Consider the following 19,054-nt stretch of genomic DNA (forward strand, 5'->3'; position numbering starts at 1 on the left):
CCCCGCCTCCGCGAAGTAGTACTGCCGGTCGACCGGGAGCACCCCGGGGTAGCTCTCCACGACCGGAGGTCCTACGTCGCGGTGCGAGCGACGACGGCCGCTTCCGTGCGCGACGAGACGCCGAGCTTGCGCAGGATCGCCGAGACGTGCACCGACGCGGTCTTGCGCGAGATGAACAGCCGCTCGGCGACCTGGCCGTTCGTCAGTCCGTCGGCCACCAGGTCGAGCACCTGCCGCTCGCGGCCGGTGAGGCCGTCGATCCGCGCCGCCGGGGCGCCGGCGGAAGCCGTGACGGCCGCTCCGCTGCGTTGGCTGCGTCCGCGGTCGGTCAGCCCGGCGTCCGCCAGGAGCGCGGCGGCGCGGTCGGTCACGAAACCGGCGCCGATGGCCCGGCCCGCGTCGACCGCGGCGACGAGCGAGCGCCGGGCAGCGCTCTTGTCCCCGGCCGCGAGGCGGGCCTGCCCGTCCCGCCACAGCGCGTAGGGCCGCAGGTGGGCCGGTGCGCCGTCGTCGGGCCCGAACGCGGCGACCGCGGACCACGGACCGTCGCCGAGCTCGGCGTCGAACACCGCCGCCCACACCGGGTGCGTGGGCCAGAACGCGACGGCGTCGAGAGCCGCCCGGAACGGGACGACGTCGGTCGCGCCGCCGGCGTCCCGGGTACGGGCGAGGGCGCGGGCGGCGACGGCGAGCACCGGCAGGGCGTACGCGCCGTGGAGGCGCTCGGGGTCCGTGACGGGTGCGACGAGGTCCAACGCGTCGGCGACGTCGTCGCGGGCGAGCGCCAGCTCCGCGAGGGTGCCCCGGACCCTCGAACGCACCTGCATCTCCACCCGCTCGTGACGCAGCCACACCGCACGGTGCCGGCGAGCCATCGCCTGGGCGGCCTCGGTGCGGCCCCGCCACAGCGTGAGCCACGTCCACCGTTCGGCGAGGTACACCGCGTAGGTGCTCGGCTCGACCACCGTCGTGGCGTGCTCGTACCAGGCGTCGGCCTCGTCCCAGCGGCCCAGCCCGATCAGCGCCTCGGTGACGTTGCCCTCGAGCATCGCGAAGCTCACCCGGCCGGCTCCCCGGGCGCGTGCCCGGTCGGCGCCCTCCTGGGCGATCCGGCGGGCCTCGGCGAAGCGGCCGAGCTTGAGGCGGGTGTCCGAGGCGTTGGCGAAGTAGCGGGAGAGCCCCGACCAGTCGTCCCCGGCCACCCGGCGCGACTCCTCGAGGCTCTCGATCGCACCGAGGTCACCGGTGGCGATGCTGGCCAGGGCCCGGGCGTTGAGCAGGGCGGCGTGGCTCGCGCTGTCGTCGACGGCCCGCGCGGCCTCGATGCCGGCGTCCGCGGTGCGGATCGCCTCCTCGTGCCGGCCCCCGATCATCGCCGTGCGGGCCTGCATCCGCAGCAGCGGGGCGAGCGTGGCGGCGTCGTCCGGTGCGCTCGCGATGGCCTCGTTCAGCAGGGCGAGCCCGGACGGGTCGCCCGTGCGCAAGGTGTGCAGGGCCACGACGCCGAGCGTCCCCGCCCGTCCGCCCGGGTCGTCGGCGGGCCACTCGGCGTAGGACTGCCGGGCCAGGGCCAGGGCACGGTCCAGGCGGGTCGCGTCCTTCTGCGCGTCGGCGACCCGCAGCAGGAGCTCGTGGTGGGTCGTGCCCGTGACGGCCTCGGCGTCCGGCACGACGTCCCACAGGTCCAGGGCGCGCTCGCCGAGCGCCACGGACGTGGACGTGGCGGCGTCGTACCCGGCGACCAGGGCGGCCCGGACGGCGGACGACAGCGCGCGGTCCAGGACCCGGGCCCGCAACCAGTGGTCGGCGATCTCGGCGAGCCGGGGGACGGTGGCGGGGCGTGCCGCGAGCGCCTCCGCGTAGGCGGTGTGCAGGCGGCGGCGCTCGGTGGGCAGCAGCTCGTCGTCGATCGCCTCGCGCATCAGGGCGTGCCGGAACCGGTAGCCGTCGGGGTCCGCGACCAGGACGAGCGCGTCGACGGCCTCTCGCGCGGCGGGTTCCGCCGCGGTCAGCTCCTCCTCGCCGAGGACGGCCTCCAGGACGTCGTGCGTGGCCCGGGCGCCCGCGGCGGCCACCAGCCGGCAGAACTCCTGCGCGGGCGCGGAGAGCTGGGAGTAGCGCAGCAGCAGCACGTCGCGCAGCGAGGCCGGCATCGACTCGTCGACGCAGCTCGCGAGCTCCTCGACGTAGAAGGGGACGCCCTCGGAGCGTTCCACCAGGTCGGCCAGACCGTTCGCGTCGAGCGCGTCGGTGCCCGCGCCGTCGAGCACCGACCGGACGAGCGCGGCGACCTGCCCGGCGTCGAGGCGTGGCACCTCCACGCGGGTGACGAGGCGGGAGCGGTCGAGCTCGCCCACGGTGGTGCGCAACGGGTGACGGCGGTCGACGTCGTCGCTGCGGTAGGTGGCCACGAGGCACAGGGAGGTGGTGGCGGCGGCGCGGGCGAGCCGGGACAGGACCGCGCGGGTGACGTCGTCGGACCAGTGCAGGTCCTCGAGGACGACGAGGACGGGACGCTCGCCGGCCAGCGTGGTGAGGAGCTCGGTGAGCACGTCCGGGCCCCGCCCGCCGTCGATGTCGCGGCGGACGTCGACGAGGCCCGGCATGATCACGCCGAGGGCGTCGGCCGCGGGACCGGCCGCGGCGAGCGCGTCGGCACGGCCCAGGACGGCGACGACGTCGCGCAGCACGCCCTCGACGCCCGCGTACGGCACGGGCCCGGACCCGGAGCCGGCGCACTGGCCGCGGGTCACGAGCACGTCCGGCGGCGCGGTGGCGAGCAGCTCGGTCACGAGCCGTGTCTTGCCGATGCCGGCCTCGCCGGACAGCAGCACCGTGCCGCCGGAGCCCTGACGTGCAGCCGCCAGGGTGCCGCGGAGGGTGACGAGCTGGTCGGCACGGCCGACGAGCGGGGACGGGTCGAGGGGCACACGGACATCGTGCCAGGGGGCCAGGTGGTCGTCCTGCTCCGCCGCCGTGCCCGTGCTCACGCCGGACGACGCCGCAGCAGGGCAGGGCGGTGCCGCCGCGTCGTCGGGCGACCCGTGTCCGGCCGGCCGGCCCCCGGCCCCGGGGCCACGGCCGGGTCGGGCCCGGCCTGCAGGGCGGCGTGGCGCTCGCGGACCTGCCGTGCCTGCTCGACGCGTCGGACCAGCTCCGCCTCGCGCAGCCGGTGCTCGGTGAGGTGTTCGAGGTGCATGGTGGCCTTCCCTGGACGGCTCCGACAGGACCGGGCGGCCCCGTCGAGATCGACTCTCGTCCGCTGAGGCAGGCGCGCGGACCGGGCAGGTGCCCGGTTCTCGGGCGCATCGGGCCGCCAGGACCTGCCTGAGGTACCTCAGGCATGCGGACGGGCTGCGGTGCTGTCGGCGGGGACGCGTAGGATGGCACTCAGCGATCGAGAGTGCTAAGTCATCGAGTGTGCTCAGTCAGCGGGGCCCCACGGGTGCTCGACGGAGGGAGGCGCAGGAGTGAGCGAGGAACGTCGGCTCGAGGTGCTGCGCGCCATCGTGGAGGACTACGTCACCACGCGCGAGCCCGTGGGTTCGCGCGTGCTCACGGAGCGTCACCGGCTGGGTGTCTCGCCCGCCACCATCCGCAACGACATGGCCGCGCTGGAGGAGGAGGGCTACATCGCCCAGCCGCACACGTCGGCCGGGCGGGTTCCCACCGACGCCGGCTACCGGCTCTTCGTCGACCGGCTCGCCGAGGTGCGTCCGCTGACGGTTCCCCAGAAGCGGGCCATCGAGACGTTCCTCTCCGAGGCGGTGGACCTGGACGACGTCCTGGTCCGGGCCGGGCGCCTGATCGCCCAGCTCACCGGACAGGTCGCCGTGGTGCAGTACCCGTCGCTGCGGCGGTCCGGCCTGCGCCACCTGGAGCTCGTGCCGGTGGCCGACGACCGCCTGCTGGTGGTCGTCATCACCGACACCGGCCGGGTCGAGCAGCGGTTCTGCGAGGTGCCCGTGGGCTCCGACGGCAGGACGGCGCTCGACGAGGCCACTCTCGCCGAGCTGCGGGCTCGCCTCAACGCCGCCGCGGCCGGCAAACGGCTCGCGGAGCTGCCGGTGGCCCTCGCGGCGGTGGTGGAGGCGGTCGGCCCGGCCGTGGCCGGCGTCGCCGGGGTCGTGGCCGACCTGGTCGTGCACACCCTCGGCCAGGAGAGCGAGGAGCGGATCGTGCTGGCGGGCACCGCCAACCTCGCGCGCTCCGAGTCCACGTTCGAGCAGGGGCTGAGCCCCGTCCTCGAGGCGCTCGAGGAACAGGTGATCCTGCTCGGGCTGCTCACCGAGATGTCGACCGACGGCGTCGGGGTGCGCATCGGTCACGAGAACCGCCTCGACGGGCTCACGGAGGCTTCCGTCGTCGTCTCCGACTACGGTTCGGGCGGGGACCCCGTGGCGACACTAGGCTCGATCGGTCCCACCCGCATGGACTACCCCGGCACGATCGCCTCTGTGCACGCCGTAGCCCGCTACCTCTCCCGCGTGCTGCCGAGCTGAGCCGCGCGGGCCCCCTGACCAGACTGCGTACGTCACCGAAGAGAGAGCTGTGACCGACTACTACGAGATCCTGGGCGTCGAGCGCGATGCCTCGCCCGAGCAGATCAAGAAGGCCTACCGCAAGCTCGCCCGCGAGCTGCACCCGGACGTCGCGGGCGCCGACGGCGAGGAGAAGTTCAAGGACGTGGCCCGCGCCTACGAGGTGCTGTCCAACCGCGAGAAGCGCGAGCAGTACGACCTGGGTGTCGACCCGACCGCCCCGGGCGGGGGAGCGGGCGGCGGCTTCGGCCAGGGCTTCGGCTTCCAGGACATCTTCGAGACGTTCTTCGGCGGCGGCCAGGCCTCCGGCCCGGTGCCCCGCGCCCGGCGCGGGCAGGACGCGCTGGTGCGCATGGACATCGACCTCGTCGAGGCGACGTTCGGCGTCAAGCGCGAGCTGCAGGTCGACACCGCCGTGGTGTGCGGCACCTGCAGCGGCAACGGCTGCCGGCCCGGCACCGACGTGCGCACCTGCGACGTGTGCCACGGCCGCGGCAACGTGCAGCGCGTCGCGCGGTCGTTCCTGGGCCAGGTCATGACGACGGCGCCGTGCGCCGCCTGCCAGGGCTTCGGCACCGTCATCCCCGAGCCCTGCGCGGAGTGCTCCGGCGAGGGCCGCGTGCGCTCGCGGCGCAGCCTCACGGTCAACGTCCCGGCAGGCGTCGACACCGGCACCCGCATCAAGCTGACCTCCCAGGGCGAGGTCGGCCCGGGGGGCGGCCCCGCCGGCGACCTGTACGTCGAGATCCGCGAGAAGTCGCACGACGTGTTCGTGCGTCGTGGCGACGACCTGCACTGCACGCTGCCGGTCCCCATGACGGCGGCGGCGCTCGGCAGCGTCCTCGCGCTCGACACCCTCGACGGGGCCGAGGAGATCGACCTGCGTCCGGGCACCCAGCCCGGCCAGATCATCACGCTCAAGGGACTCGGGGTCGGCCACCTGCACGGCAACGGTCGCGGCGACCTCAACATCCACGTCGAGGTGCAGGTGCCCACCGCGCTGGACGACGAGCAGTCCGCGCTGCTGCAGCAGCTCGCGGGCCTGCGCGGGGAGGAGCGCCCCGAGCCACGCCTCGTGGCGGCGCACCCCGGGGTCTTCTCGCGCCTCAAGGACAAGCTGAGCGGCCGCTGACGTGAGCGCGAGGAGCCCCCGCGGAGGTACGCCGAGGGACGAGGTGTGGCGGAGCGAGGCACCGCAGCGGTCATGTCACAGGTGTGCAGCGTGAGCGCGAGGAGCCCCCGCGGAGGTACGCCGAGGGACGAGGTGTGGCGGAGCGAGGCACCGCAGCGGTCACGTGAGAGGGGTGCGCCGTGAGCGCTCCGGTCTTCGTCGCGGCCGACGACCTGCACGAGGTCGGGCCGGGAGACGTCTACGTCCTGGGCGGCGACGAGGGACGCCACGCCGGTGTCGTGCAGCGCCGCGGGCCGGGCGAGACCCTCGACGTGGTCGACGGCGCGGGGACCCGGCTGCGCGGCGTCGTGACCGCCGTGGAGCGCGAGGTCGTGCACCTGCGGATCGAGGCGCGCGACGAGGAACCCTCTCCCGGCGTCGTGCTCACGCTCGTGCAGGCGCTCGCGAAGGGTGACCGCGATCACCTCGCCGTCGAGGCGGCCGTCGAGGTCGGCGTGGACGCGGTCGTGCCCTGGCAGGCCGACCGGTCCGTCGTCGTCTGGCGGGGCGCCCGCGCCGCGAGGTCGCGGGCGAAGTGGGAGTCCACCGTGCGTTCCGCGGTGAAGCAGGCGCGCCGCGCGTGGTTGCCTCTCGTCGCCGCGCACCTGACGAGCCGGCAGCTCGCCGCCCTGACGCGCGACGTCGTCGGCGCCGGTGGCGCCGTCGTCGTGCTCCACGAGGAGGCGACGACGGCGTTGGCGGATGTCACGCTGCCCGCGCCCGTCGAGCCGGGGTCCGGCGTCGTCCCGGCCGAGCTGCTGGTCGTGGTCGGGCCCGAGGGCGGGATCGGTGGCGACGAGCTCGCGTCGTTCACCGCCGCGGGCGCCGTCGCGGCCCGGCTCGGGCCGCACGTGCTGCGCACGTCGACCGCCGGACCGGTCGCGGTGGCGCTCCTGAGCGAACGTCTGGGCCGGTGGCGGTAGCGTGGAGCGTATGACGAACGTCGAGACCGAGAGCGACTGCCTCTTCTGCCGGATCGTCGCCGGGGAGCTGCCGGCCGACGTGGTGGAGTCCACCGAGCGGGTCGTGGCCTTCCGCGACATCGACCCGCAGGCGCCCGTGCACGTCCTCGTCGTGCCGCGCGAGCACCACGGGGACGTCTCCGTGCTCGCCGCGGCCGACCCGACGCTGCTCGCGGAGGTGGTCGAGGTGGCCGACACGGTCGCCCACGACCTCGCCGACGGCCAGTACCGGTTCATCTTCAACTCCGGCCCCCGTGCGGGCCAGAGCGTCTTTCACGTCCACGGCCACGTCATCGCCGGCACCCAGCTCGGATGGAGCCCCGCCTGAGCATGTCGACCTCCGCCGCTTCCGACCGCCCCGTGCGTTCGGCCACCCCTGCTGCCTCGCACGCGTCGGAGCACCGCGTCGTGGTCCCCGCCCACGTGCCGATGGTCGCCCTGCTCGGCAGCCGGGACGCCGTGCTGCGCGCCGTCGAGGACGGCTTCCCCGGCGTCGACGTGCACGCGCGGGGCAACGAGATCTCCGTGCACGGACCCGCCGCCGACGTCGCCATCGTCTCGCGGCTGCTCGACGAGCTCGTCGAGGTGGTGGAGTCGGGCACCCCGCTCACCCCGGAGGTCGTCTCCCGCTCCGTGGCGATGCTCACCGACACGTCCGCCCAGCGTCCGTCCGAGGTGCTGACCTTCGACATCCTGTCGAGCCGGGGCCGGACGATCCGTCCCAAGACGGTCGGGCAGAAGCACTACGTGGAGGCCATCGACGCGAACACCATCACGTTCGGCATCGGCCCGGCCGGGACGGGCAAGACCTACCTGGCGATGGCCAAGGCCGTCCAGGCGCTGCAGGCCAAGCGGGTCAACCGCATCATCCTCACCCGGCCCGCGGTCGAGGCGGGGGAGAAGCTGGGCTACCTGCCCGGCTCGTTGAGCGAGAAGATCGACCCGTACCTCCGCCCGCTCTACGACGCGCTGCACGACATGGTCGACCCGGACTCGATCCCCAAGCTCATCGAGTCCTCGACCATCGAGGTCGCGCCGCTGGCCTACATGCGCGGGCGCTCGCTCAACGACTCGTTCATCATCCTCGACGAGGCCCAGAACACCTCCGCCGAGCAGATGAAGATGTTCCTCACCCGCCTCGGTTTCGGGTCCACGATGGTCATCACCGGCGACGCGACCCAGGTGGACCTGCCGGGTGGCACGGCCTCGGGGCTGCGGGTCGTCGAGGACATCCTCACCGGGGTCGACGACGTCGAGTTCTGCCGGCTGACGAGCTCCGACGTCGTGCGCCACCGCCTGGTGAGCGACATCATCGACGCCTACGCGCGCTGGGACACGTCGCGCCCGGCCGGTCCCGCGGACGGCCCACGGCGGGGCAGCCACCACGAGCGAGGGGGGCGCCGGTGAGCATCGAGGTCAACAACGAGTCCGGGCACGAGGTCGACGAGGCCGAGTTCGCGGCGCTGGCCCGCTTCGCCCTCGACACCCTGCACGTGCACCCGTCCAGCGAGCTGTCGGTCCTGCTCGTCGACACGCCCACGATGACGGACCTGCACGTGCGGTGGATGGACGAGCCGGGGCCCACCGACGTGCTCTCCTTCCCGATGGACGAGCTGCGCCCGGGACGCGAGGGCGAGGAGACCCCGCCGGGCACGCTCGGGGACATCGTCCTGTGCCCCGACGTGGCGGTGCAGCAGGCGAAGATCGCCGGCCACTCGACGGCCGAGGAGCTGCTGCTGCTGACCACGCACGGCATCCTGCACCTGCTGGGCTACGACCACGCCGAGCCCGAGGAGGAGAAGGAGATGTTCGCGCTGCAGCGACGAATCCTGCTCACGTTCCTCGCGGGACGGTGACGGGCACGGTGGACGCACCCGACACGGTGCTGTGGTTCGTGCTGCTCGTCGCCCTGGCCTTGTCGGCCGTGCTCAGCGCGGGGCAGACGGCGGTGCAGCGGGCGACGCGGGCCTCCCTGGCCGACGCGCTCGCCGAGGCGCTCGCGGGCGACGACGACGGCGACCCCGCCCGCCCGGCCGGCGCCGGCCGCGTGCGGCGGATCCGGCGGGCCCAGCAGCTCCTCGCCGACCCCGCCGTGCCCGTCTCGCTGTCCCTGGTGCGGGTCTTCGCGGAGTCGGTCACGATCGGTGCGCTGGCCATCCTGCTCGCCGACTGGTTCGACGGATGGTGGGAGGCGCTGCTGGGCGTCGCGGTGGTGGGGCTCGTGGCCGGGGTCCTGCTCCTACGGTTCAGCCCTCGCACGTGGGCACACCATCATCCGGCGCGCGCCCTGGTCGCGCTGGCCGGACCGCTCGGTGCCACGCACCGTGCCGTGAGCTGGGTGCCGCGGCGTCGTGCCCCGGGCGAGGCGGCACCGCCGGAGGGCGACGAGCTGCGCGACATGGCCGAGCGGGTGCGCGAGATCGAGGCGATCGAGGAGCCGGAGCGCGAGCTGCTCCGGTCCGCCCTGGAGCTCGGCGGCACGCTCGCCCGGGAGGTGATGGTCCCGCGCCCGGACATGGTGACGGTGCCGGCTCAGACCTCGCTGCGCAAGGCGATGCGGCTGTTCCTGCGCTCGGGCTTCTCCCGCGTGCCGGTCGTGGGCCGGACGGTGGACGACCTGGTGGGCGTCGTCTATCTCAAGGACGTGGCCCGGCTCCTCGACGCGGACCCGTCGGCGGAGGGCCGTCCCGTCATCGACCACGTCCGTGCGCCGGTGTTCGTCCCCGAGTCCAAGCCGGCCGACGACCTCCTGCGCGACATGCAGGCCCGCCGCTCGCACATCGCGATCGTCGTGGACGAGTACGGGGGAGTGGCGGGCCTCGTGACGGTCGAGGACATCATCGAGGAGCTGGTGGGCGAGCTGACCGACGAGCACGACACGGCTCCGGAGCCCGTGCCGGAGGACCTCGGCGACGGTGTGTGGCGGGTGCCCGCGCGGCTGCCGGTCGACGAGCTGGGCGAGCTGTTCGACCTGCGCCTGGACGACGACGACGTGGACACGGCGGGCGGCCTGCTCGCCAAGTACCTGGGCAAGGTCCCGTTGACCGGCGCGCGGGCCGACGTCGGTCCGCTGCGCCTCGAGGCCGAGCGGGTCGAGGGGCGCCGCAAGCAGCTCGCCAGCATCCTGGTACGCAGGAGTGCAACCGAAGCAGCGGACGACGCCGTCGTGCCGCACGATCAGAAGGACGTTTCCGCATGACGCACGCCGAGATCCCGCACCGCTCCGGCTTCGCCTGCCTGGTGGGCCGGCCGAACGTCGGCAAGTCGACCCTGACCAACGCCCTCGTGGGGGAGAAGGTCGCGATCATGTCGGCGCGGCCGCAGACGACGCGGCACACCATCCGGGGGATCGTGCACCGCGACGACGCGCAGCTCGTGCTGGTCGACACGCCGGGTCTGCACCGCCCCCGCACCCTGCTGGGCGAGCGGCTCAACACCCTCGTCCAGGACACCCTGAGCGAGGTCGACGTGGTGGCGTTCTGCCTGCCGGCCGACCAGAAGATCGGGCCGGGCGACAAGTACATCGCGAGCAAGCTCGCACCCCTGATGCAGGGGCGCCGACCGGTCCCGGTGGTGGCCGTGGTCACGAAGTCCGACCTGGTCGACCGGGGGCGGCTCGCCGAGCACCTCGTGGCGGTCGACCGGCTGGCGACGTCGATGGACCTCGACTGGTCCGCGATCGTGCCGGTGTCGGCCAAGGGCGGCTTCCAGGTCGACGAGCTGACCGACGTCCTGGCGGCCCACCTGCCGGAAGGCCCCGACCTGTACCCGGGCGGCGAGCTCACCGACGAGCCCGAGGAGACGATGATCGCCGAGCTCGTGCGCGAGGCCGCGCTCGAGGGCGTGCGCGACGAGCTGCCGCACTCCCTGGCGGTGTCGGTCGAGGAGATCGTCCCGCGCGAGGGCGCCGGTCACGACGGCGACGGCGAGGTCCCGGCCGTGGCGCCGTTGCTGGACGTACGGGTGACGCTGTTCGTGGAGCGCGAGAGCCAGAAGGGCATCATCATCGGCCGTGGTGGTTCCCGGTTGCGGGAGGTCGGCACGACGGCGCGCGAGGGCATCGAGAAGCTCCTCGGGACGCGCATCTACCTCGACCTGCACGTCAAGGTCGCCAAGGACTGGCAGCGCGACCCGAAGCAGCTGCAGCGGCTCGGGTTCTGAGCCGCGCCGGACCCTCCCCGGAGGGCTCCGGCGAGTAGCATCCGGTGGGTGGTGTTCCGGACGATCGCGACGAGTGCGGCGCTGCTGGTCGGGCTCGCCGTGGTGGGCGCGGTCGCCGGCCCGCAGTGGGACCCGCGACCCGTCACCGAGCACGTGGTGCCGGCGACACCTGACACGCGGATCGGGGGCGTCGACCCCGCCGCCGTCGCCTCCGGGGAGATCGGGGCCGTCGGCGACCACGAGGTCCGCACGGAGCCGGTGACGATCGAGCTGGACGGTGCCACCGTGGGCGGGCTCCTGCGGCGGCCGGTGCAGGCCGACGGCAGCCTGCTGACGGACCGTCCGGGCGTGGTGTTCGTCCACGGAGCCGGGACCGGCCGCGCCGTGGAAGCCTTCGCCGGCACGGCGGACGACCTGGCCAGCGCCGGCATCGTCACCCTGGTGCCGGACAAGCGTCTCGACACGTACTCGTTGCGCGACCGGGACTACGTGGCGATGGCGCGAGACTACGACCGCTCGGTCGAGCTGCTGCGCGGCGTCGACGGCGTCGACCCCTCCCGGGTGGGGCTCTACGGCGAGTCGGAGGGCGCCTGGATCGTCCCGATCCTGCAGGCGGACGACCCGTCGATCGCCTTCACGGTCCTCGCCTCGGCGCCCGTGGTGCCACCGCGGGAGCAGGCGGCCTACGCCGTCGACAACTACCTGCGCCACACGGGGGTCCCCGACCAGGTGTTCCGCGCGATCCCGCGGGCCGTGGGCATGCAGTTCCCGGGAGGCGGGTTCGGGTACGCCGACTTCGACGTGCGGCCCTGGCTCGTCCGCCAGACGGCGCCGGTGCTGGTCGTCTACGGCACCGCGGACGCCTCGATGCCGCTCGAGCAGGGCGCTCGGCTGATCCTCGCCGACACCGCGGCCGGGCCGGGTGACGCTCCCGTGACCGTGCGCTACTACGAGGGCGCGGACCACGGGCTCCGGGTGCGGGACGGTGCCGCACCCGACGGCGCGGACCACTATCCGTTGCACCCCGACGTCGTCCGGGACCTCGCGGCGTGGTTGCAGGGTCAGCCGGGTACGGCCGACGCGGCTCCGCAGGTCGCCGGCGCGACACCGGAGCAGCTCTACCTGGCCGCGCCGGTCCCGCAGCCGCGCTGGTGGGGCAACGGCGACGTCGTCGTCGCGGCCGTGCTGGGAGGTGCCGGCCTGGTCGTGCTCGCCCTCGTCTCGTGGGGGACGGTCGCCGTGCTGCGGCGCGTGCGTCGCCTCGCCCGGCCGCGCCCTCACGGTGCGGCCCACGACTTCGCGCCGGGCGTCGGGGGTGCCCTGGTGGTCCTCGGCGTCGGGTCCGTCGCCACGACGGGTGCGCTGGCCGTGTACCTGCTGCTCGTCGCCCGGCTCGCCTTCGACTACCAGCGCAACGACCTGATCGTCCAGGGCGGCTGGGTGACGGTCCGCGTGCTGGGGGTCGTGACGGCGGTCGCCGCCGCGGTGCTGCTGCAGCGCGTGGCTGACGTACGCTCGACCCGGCGTCCCGCCGGCGCGGTGGGCGTGGCGCGCGGGGTGCCGGCACACGTCGTGCTGTGGTGCGTCGTCGCGGGTTCGACGTCGCTGCTGCTCACCCTGGCCTACTGGGGCGTCTACCAGCTCGGGATCTGACGCGCCAGGGGCCCGACCTGACGCGAGGGGTCCGCGTCGGGTAGAAACGACCCGACCGGTCTTTCTCGGTCGTCAACTCATGCAGGGAGCGAGTACCCATGTCCGACGTCGTCCACCTTCGGTCACCGTTCGCGGACGTCCCGACGCGCGACGTCGTGCGCGACGTCGTCGCCGTCGTCGCCCTCCTGCTGGCGCTGCCGCTGCCCTGGAACGAGGTGCGCCGCGGCAGCGACCTGCTCTGGGTGGTGCTCACCACGGTGGTCGCCGTCCTGGCGGTCGCGGCGCCGTACGCCCGTCGGGCGGGGATCGTCCCGGACGGGTGGGTGCAGGTCGCCGCTCCGCGCGCCCGGCTGGTGGGGCTCGCGCCGTACGCGCTGGTGGTGCTCCTGCACCTGGTGCTCGACGTCCTGTCGGTCGGCGGCCCGGGCGTCGGAGCGGGCCTCGCCCTCGGGCTGGCCGGAGCGGTGCTGGCCGCCTCGCTTCCCACGACGCGCGGCCTGCTCGTCTCCGCCGTGGTCGTCGCGGTGGCCGCCGTGGCCACCCCCCTGACGACTGCCGTCGCGGGGCGGCCGTGGCCCCTCGTCGTGGGGGCGGTCCTGGCCGCTCTGCTCGTGCTCGCCGTCCTGTGGCTGACCGTCCGGGCGTTCCTGCAGGGGGACGACGCCGCGGGTGTCGTCCTGGTCGCGGTCGGCGCCGCGGTCGCCCTCGAGCTGGCGCTGCTGGGCGGGAGCTCGCAGTACGCCTGGGTCGAGTCCGTGCACGGGGACCGCTACGGCCTGCTGCTGCTGCCCGTCGTGGCCGCCTTCGCGGTGCCGTCGGTGCTCGGGCGGGTCGGGGCGTCCCCGGACGAGCCGGTCGAGGCCGCCGCGGCCCGGTGGGTCCTGGTGGCCGTGCGTGCCCTGGACCTGATGATCGTCGTGGGGACGTTCGTGACGCTCGTGGCGGTCGTCCGTCTCGTCGCCGCGGCGGCGACCGACGTCCCCGGCTTCGGCTTCGGCGTGGAGCCGGTCCTGCGGCTCGTCGTGGGGGTCCTCGTGGTCGTGGTGGCGTTCCTGGCTCGGCGTGCCCTGCTGCGCGACGCGCGCACGGCGCACGCCACCGCCGTCGGGGCCGCCTGCGTCGTGGTGGTGCTCGGGCTCGTCATCCTCGTGGCGCGGGCCGGCGTCGGGACGCGGAGCCACGTCGAGGAGCTGCTGCTCGCCCTGGCCCTGCCGGCCGTGGTGCTCGGTGCGCTGCTCCTGCCGCCGTCCGTCCGTGCGTTCGTCGATGCCGAGCCTGCCGGCGAGGACGGGACGGACTGGTCGCCCGCCGGCGCGCCGGCCGGGGACGAGCGGTCCGTCACGGACGTGCGGTCCGCGGGTGAGATGTCCGCCGAGGTGCCGGTCGGGCACGTCGCGCCGCAGCAGCCCGCCGTCCAGCAGCCCGGCTCGCGCGTCTCCGCGACGCAGGACACGGCCGTCCAGGCGCCGGTCCCGGCGCGGACCGGCGAGGCGGGTTCGCGCTGGCGGGGGACGTGGGCCGCCGGCACCGACGCGACCCAGCAGATGGCGCCCGTCGACACGGGCACGCAGCCGCAGGTGGCCGCGACTGCGCCGGCCGCGCAGCCGCCGGCGCAGTCGCCGAGCCAGACCCAGGTGATGCCTCCGGTGGCGGACGTCCCGGGGGCGCGGTGGACCCCCGAGCAGGCGCTCGATCCCGCGACACCGCTGGCGGACCTCGCCCAGATCGTCCAGGAGGCGCCGCACCTGCGCCCGCACGTGGCCGCCAACCCGTCGACGTACCCGGCCTTGCTGGACTGGCTCGGAGCGCTGGGCGACCCGGCGGTGGACGCGGCGCTGCGCACGCGCCGGTGACGGCGGACGCCAGGGTGACACGGGCCACGCACGGTGTACGGTGTGACTGTGCAGCACGTGGTGAGCCTCCTCCTTCCGTGCCGCGGCGGGGCCAACTGACAGGCCGGACCCTCGCCGCGGTGGTTCGTGGTGCGCCGGCCGATACTGAGCCCCCCACCGAAGGACACCACTGATGCAGACCACCGGGATCTCCGCCGCCAACCCGCAGCGCCCTTCCGGGATGCCGTACCACCGCTACGTGCCGTTCCACGAGCAGATCACCGTCGACCTGCCGGACCGCACGTGGCCCGACCGTCGGATCGAGAAGGCACCGCGCTGGTGCGCGGTCGACCTGCGGGACGGCAACCAGGCGCTCATCGAGCCGATGGACGCCGAGCGCAAGCTGCGCATGTTCGAGCTGCTGGTCCAGATGGGCTACAAGGAGATCGAGGTCGGCTTCCCGTCCGCCTCGCAGACGGACTTCGACTTCGTCCGTACCCTCGTCGAGTCGGGCCGGATCCCCGACGACGTCGTGATCCAGGTGCTGACGCAGTGCCGCGACCACCTCATCGAGCGGACCTACGACGCCATCCGCGGTGCCAAGCAGGCGATCGTGCACATCTACAACTCGACGTCGATCCTCCAGCGCGAGGTCGTCTTCCGCTCCGACATGGACGGCATCGTGGACATCGCCCTGCAGGGCGCGCGCCTGTGCCGCAAGCTCGAGGAGACGGTCCCGGAGACCACCGTCTACTACGAGTACTCCCCGGAGTCCTACACGGGCACCGAGCTGGAGTTCGCGGCGCGGATCTGCAACGAGGTCCTCGACGTGCTGGAGCCGACGGCGGCCCGCCCGGTGATCGTGAACCTGCCGGCGACGGTGGAGATGGCGACCCCCAACGTGTACGCCGACTCGATCGAGTGGATGAGCCGGAACCTGCGGTACCGCGAGAACGTCGTGCTGTCCCTGCACCCGCACAACGACCGCGGCACGGCCGTGGCCGCCGCCGAGCTGGGATACCAGGCCGGCGCGGACCGGATCGAGGGCTGCCTGTTCGGCAACGGCGAGCGCACGGGCAACGTCGACCTGGTCACGCTCGGCATGAACCTGTTCGGCCAGGGCATCGACCCGCAGATCGACTTCACCGTGGGCGGCGGCATCGACGCGGTCCGCCGGACGGTGGAGTACTGCAACCAGCTCCCGGTGCACGAGCGGCACCCGTACGTGGGCGACCTGGTCTTCACGGCGTTCTCCGGGTCGCACCAGGACGCGATCAACAAGGGCTTCGACCACATGGCGGCCCGTGCCGAGGCCGAGGGCAAGCCGGTCGACGACCTGACCTGGGGCGTGCCGTACCTGCCGATCGACCCGAAGGACCTGGGCCGTTCGTACGAGGCGGTCATCCGCGTCAACAGCCAGTCCGGCAAGGGTGGCGTGGCCTACCTGCTCAAGACCGAGCATCACCTGGAGCTGCCGCGCCGGCTCCAGATCGAGTTCTCGGCCGCCGTCCAGCAGCACACCGACACCGGCGGCAAGGAGGTCACCGGGGAGGACATCTGGCGGATCTTCTCGGACGAGTACCTGCCGGTGGACGCCGACTCCGGTCTGGAGCCGTGGGGGCGCCTGCGTCTGCGTCGCACGCGGACGTCGTCCGGCGAGGACGGCGCGACGCGGCTCGAGGTGGACGTCGTCGACCGGGGCGAGGAGCACACGCTGACCGGGACCGGCAACGGGCCGCTCGCCGCGTTCGTCGACGCCATCTGCCACGTCGGTCTGGACGTGCGGGTTCTCGACTACGCCGAGCACGCGCTGTCCGAGGGTGGGGACGCCTCGGCGGCCGCCTACGTCGAGTGCGCCGTGGGCGACGACGTCCTGTGGGGTGTGGGCATCGACTCGTCGATCACCACCTCCTCGCTGAAGGCCGTCGTCTCCGCCGTGAACCGCGCCGAGCGCCGCTGACGACCGAGCGGTCGGGACGGCGGCGCGCATCGTCGTCGTCCCGACCGTCGTGTCCGCCGCACCTGGGACAATGGGACCGTGCCCCTGTACCGAGACGACGCGATCGTGCTGCGCACCCACAAGCTGGGTGAGGCCGACCGCATCATCACGTTCCTGACGCGTGAGCACGGCAAGGTCCGGGCCGTCGGCCGGGGGGTGCGCCGGACGTCGTCGCGGTTCGGGGCACGCCTCGAACCGTTCATGGCCGTGGACGTCCAGCTCCACACGGGGCGCAACCTCGACTCGGTCACCCAGGTGGAGACGATCGGGGCCTACGCCAGCCCCCTCAGCGCGGACTACGGGCTGTACACGGCCGGCGCCGCGATGCTGGAGGCCGCCGACCGGCTCGTGGCCGCCGAGCACGAGCCCGCGGTCCAGCAGTACTGGCTCCTCGCCGGCGCCCTGCGTGCGCTCGCGACCCGTGCGCACGCCCCGGGGCTCGTGCTGGACTCCTACCTGTTGCGGGCGCTCTCGGTGGCGGGCTGGGCGCCGTCGTTCTCCGACTGTGCCCGGTGCGGCGAGCCGGGGCCGCACCATGCCTTCGCCGTCGCCCAGGGCGGCGCGGTGTGCACCCGTTGCCGGCCGCCGGGCTCGCCGTCGCCGGCGCCCGAGACGTTCGTGCTCCTGGCCGCGCTGCTGGGCGGCGACTGGGACGTCGCCGACGCCGCGGACCCGCGGCACCGTTCCGAGGCGGCCGGGCTGGTGGCCGCGTACTCGCAGTTCTACCTCGAGCGCACCCTGCGCTCGCTGCGCATGATCGAGAGAGAGGTCTGATGCCCCGCGCCCCGCAGTCGTACGCCGAGCCGTACCCGCACCCCTCGGGTGCCACACCGCCGGCGATCCCTGCCGAGTTCGTGCCGAACCACGTCGCCGTGGTGATGGACGGCAACGGACGCTGGGCGAACGCGCGCGGTCTGCCGCGCGTGGAGGGGCACAAGGAGGGGGAGAAGTCGCTGCTCGACGTCGTCGCGGGCGCGGTGCAGATCGGGGTCAAGCACATCTCGGCGTACGCGTTCAGCACAGAGAACTGGAAGCGGTCGCCCGACGAGGTGCGCTTCCTGATGAACTTCAACCGGGACGTCATCCGGCGGCGGCGGGACGAGATGTCGTCGTGGGGCGTGCGGATCCGCTGGGCCGGGCGACGACCGAGGCTGTGGGGTTCGGTCATCAAGGAGCTGCAGGTCGCGGAGGAGATGACCAAGGAGAACGACCGCTGCACGCTGACGATGTGCGTCAACTACGGCGGGCGGGCGGAGATCGCGGACGCCGCGGCGGCGATCGCCCGCGACGCGGCGGCGGGGAAGGTCAACCCGGCGCGGGTGACCGAGAAGACGGTGCAGCGCTACCTCGACGAGCCGGACCTGCCGGACGTCGACCTGTTCCTGCGGTCCTCGGGCGAGCAGCGCACGAGCAACTTCATGATCTGGCAGGCGGCGTACGCCGAGCTGGTGTTCCTGCCCGAGCCGTGGCCCGACGTGGACCGCCGGCACCTGTGGCGTGCGGTGGAGGAGTACGCCCGCCGCGACCGGCGCTACGGCGGCGCCGTCGACGTCGCGACCTCGTAGTGCCGAACAGGAGGTTGGGCCCGCTTTCCCACAGGAAAGCGGGCCCAACCTCCTGTTCGACGTGGGGTCGGCTGGGTCAGCCGTAGATCTCCGCGAGCTGTTCGGCGATGGCGGGGATGCCGTCGGCCCAGTCGTACGAGAGCGCGGTGGGCGGCGACACGGACGACACGGCGACGTTGCCGACCACCTTGACGACGTCGCCCGCGGCGACGGCGGGGATCGCCTGCAGCTCGTCGCTCTCGCCGAAGGTCTCGGCCTCCTCCTCGGTGTAGGTGTACGCGATGAGGAAGTCGGAGTCGAGCTTGTCGAGCTCCTCGTAGGACAGCGTGTAGAAGAACCCGCCGTCGGAGGTGTCGAGCTCGGCCACGGACGGGTCGGACACGATGCCGAGGTTCTCCAGGATTGCCACGCGCGGGTCGGCCGGGGTGTAGACGTACACGAGGCCCTCGGACGGCGAGTCCACGATGGCCGCGAAGGTCTTGCCCTCCGCCTCGGGCAGCTCGGCGGCCAGGTCGGCGAGGTAGGTGTCGACGTCCGTCAAGACCTGCTCACCGGCCGTGGAACGGCCGAGCGCCTCCGCGGTGAGGGTGATGATGTCGTCCCAGGGGGTGACCCAGGGCGACTCGGGGTAGGCCACGACGGGGGCGATGTCGGAGAGCACGTCGTACTGCTCCTGGGTCAGGCCCGAGTAGGGGGCGAGGATGAGGTCCGGGTCGGCCTCGACGAACTCCTCGTAGGGGACGCTGGCGCCGCCCTCGGCGTCGGTGAAGATGACGGGGTGCTCGGCACCGCGGGCGTCGTACTCCTCCTCGACCCACGGCAGCAGCGCCTGCTCGCCGACGGTGAAGACCTGCTCGGCCGCACCGACCGGCTCGACGCCGACGGCGAGGGCGGCCTCGGTGGAGCCCCAGCCCCAGGTGGCCACGCGCTCCGGTGCGGACTCGACGACCGTCTCGCCGAGCGCGTGCGTGATGGTGATCGGGAACTCGTCGGTGGCCCCGCCGTCGCCCTCCGCGGCCGCGGTCTCCTCGCTGCCACCGGTCTCCGGGTCGGTCTCGGACGAGCAGGCCGCCAGGGCGAGGGTGCCGACGGCGAGGAGGCCGACAGCGGTGGTCAGGGAACGGCGAAGGCGCACGGGTACTCCTTGGTGTGCTCGCGACACGTCGCGAG

16 protein-coding genes are annotated in these 19,054 nt (G+C 73.8%); 13 read left to right on the plus strand and 3 right to left on the minus strand.

Annotation, left to right across the window (positions count from 1 at the left end; translation table 11 throughout):
* Positions 1–71 precede the first annotated feature (71 nt).
* The gene (locus tag UQW22_RS12710; protein ID WP_407317358.1) at positions 72–2,990 is read right to left on the minus strand and encodes an AAA family ATPase; all 2,919 of its coding nucleotides are present in this window, start codon (positions 2,988–2,990) and stop codon (positions 72–74) included.
* The gene (locus tag UQW22_RS12715; RefSeq protein WP_407317359.1) at positions 2,987–3,199 is read right to left on the minus strand and encodes a hypothetical protein; all 213 of its coding nucleotides are present in this window, start codon (positions 3,197–3,199) and stop codon (positions 2,987–2,989) included. Before UQW22_RS12715 ends, UQW22_RS12710 begins: the two co-directional genes overlap by 4 nt.
* A gap of 271 nt (positions 3,200–3,470) precedes the next feature.
* Between UQW22_RS12715 and hrcA the strand changes: the two genes are divergently transcribed.
* From hrcA to UQW22_RS12780, 13 genes are all read left to right on the plus strand, one after another.
* Positions 3,471–4,502, plus strand: a complete 1,032-nt coding sequence (gene hrcA / locus UQW22_RS12720; protein ID WP_407317361.1) for a heat-inducible transcriptional repressor HrcA — start codon at positions 3,471–3,473, stop codon at positions 4,500–4,502.
* A gap of 49 nt (positions 4,503–4,551) precedes the next feature.
* The gene (gene dnaJ / locus UQW22_RS12725; RefSeq protein WP_407317362.1) at positions 4,552–5,673 is read left to right on the plus strand and encodes a molecular chaperone DnaJ; all 1,122 of its coding nucleotides are present in this window, start codon (positions 4,552–4,554) and stop codon (positions 5,671–5,673) included.
* Between the two features lie 179 nt (positions 5,674–5,852).
* On the plus strand, positions 5,853–6,635 hold the full coding sequence (locus UQW22_RS12730) for a 16S rRNA (uracil(1498)-N(3))-methyltransferase (protein WP_407317363.1): 783 nt from the start codon (positions 5,853–5,855) through the stop codon (positions 6,633–6,635).
* Positions 6,636–6,645: 10 nt separating this feature from the next.
* Positions 6,646–7,002, plus strand: a complete 357-nt coding sequence (locus UQW22_RS12735; protein ID WP_407317364.1) for an HIT domain-containing protein — start codon at positions 6,646–6,648, stop codon at positions 7,000–7,002.
* A gap of 2 nt (positions 7,003–7,004) precedes the next feature.
* Positions 7,005–8,081 (plus strand): PhoH family protein, encoded by a 1,077-nt coding sequence (locus UQW22_RS12740; RefSeq protein ID WP_407317365.1) that lies wholly within the window; start codon positions 7,005–7,007, stop codon positions 8,079–8,081.
* Entirely contained in the window at positions 8,078–8,530 is a 453-nt protein-coding gene (gene ybeY, locus UQW22_RS12745) for an rRNA maturation RNase YbeY (protein WP_407317367.1), read from the plus strand. Before UQW22_RS12740 ends, ybeY begins: the two co-directional genes overlap by 4 nt.
* Positions 8,531–8,538: 8 nt before the next feature.
* On the plus strand, positions 8,539–9,873 hold the full coding sequence (locus UQW22_RS12750) for a hemolysin family protein (protein ID WP_407317369.1): 1,335 nt from the start codon (positions 8,539–8,541) through the stop codon (positions 9,871–9,873).
* Positions 9,870–10,835, plus strand: coding sequence for a GTPase Era (era, locus tag UQW22_RS12755; RefSeq protein ID WP_407317370.1), 966 nt, complete (start codon positions 9,870–9,872; stop codon positions 10,833–10,835). The genes UQW22_RS12750 and era overlap by 4 nt, the downstream gene beginning before the upstream one ends.
* Positions 10,836–10,883: 48 nt before the next feature.
* Positions 10,884–12,488 carry an alpha/beta hydrolase family protein gene (locus UQW22_RS12760; protein WP_407317372.1) on the plus strand — a complete coding sequence of 535 codons (1,605 nt, stop codon included), beginning with the start codon at positions 10,884–10,886 and terminating at the stop codon, positions 12,486–12,488.
* 98 nt (positions 12,489–12,586) lie between these two features.
* Positions 12,587–14,341 (plus strand): hypothetical protein, encoded by a 1,755-nt coding sequence (locus tag UQW22_RS12765; RefSeq protein ID WP_407317373.1) that lies wholly within the window; start codon positions 12,587–12,589, stop codon positions 14,339–14,341.
* 172 nt (positions 14,342–14,513) lie between these two features.
* Positions 14,514–16,280: a 2-isopropylmalate synthase gene (leuA, locus tag UQW22_RS12770; RefSeq protein WP_407317375.1), complete on the plus strand. Its 1,767-nt coding sequence runs from the start codon at positions 14,514–14,516 to the stop codon at positions 16,278–16,280.
* A gap of 78 nt (positions 16,281–16,358) precedes the next feature.
* Positions 16,359–17,093 carry a DNA repair protein RecO gene (gene recO / locus UQW22_RS12775; protein WP_407317377.1) on the plus strand — a complete coding sequence of 245 codons (735 nt, stop codon included), beginning with the start codon at positions 16,359–16,361 and terminating at the stop codon, positions 17,091–17,093.
* On the plus strand, positions 17,093–17,884 hold the full coding sequence (locus UQW22_RS12780) for an isoprenyl transferase (protein ID WP_407317378.1): 792 nt from the start codon (positions 17,093–17,095) through the stop codon (positions 17,882–17,884). Before recO ends, UQW22_RS12780 begins: the two co-directional genes overlap by 1 nt.
* 76 nt (positions 17,885–17,960) lie before the next feature.
* Here the strand turns inward: UQW22_RS12780 and UQW22_RS12785 are convergent, their stop codons facing one another.
* Positions 17,961–19,019, minus strand: coding sequence for an iron-siderophore ABC transporter substrate-binding protein (locus UQW22_RS12785; protein WP_407317379.1), 1,059 nt, complete (start codon positions 19,017–19,019; stop codon positions 17,961–17,963).
* Positions 19,020–19,054 lie beyond the last annotated feature (35 nt).

The sequence above is a fragment of the Isoptericola halotolerans genome (assembly GCF_045689585.1).
In the GTDB taxonomy this organism is placed as follows: Bacteria; Actinomycetota; Actinomycetes; order Actinomycetales; family Cellulomonadaceae; genus Isoptericola; species Isoptericola halotolerans_B.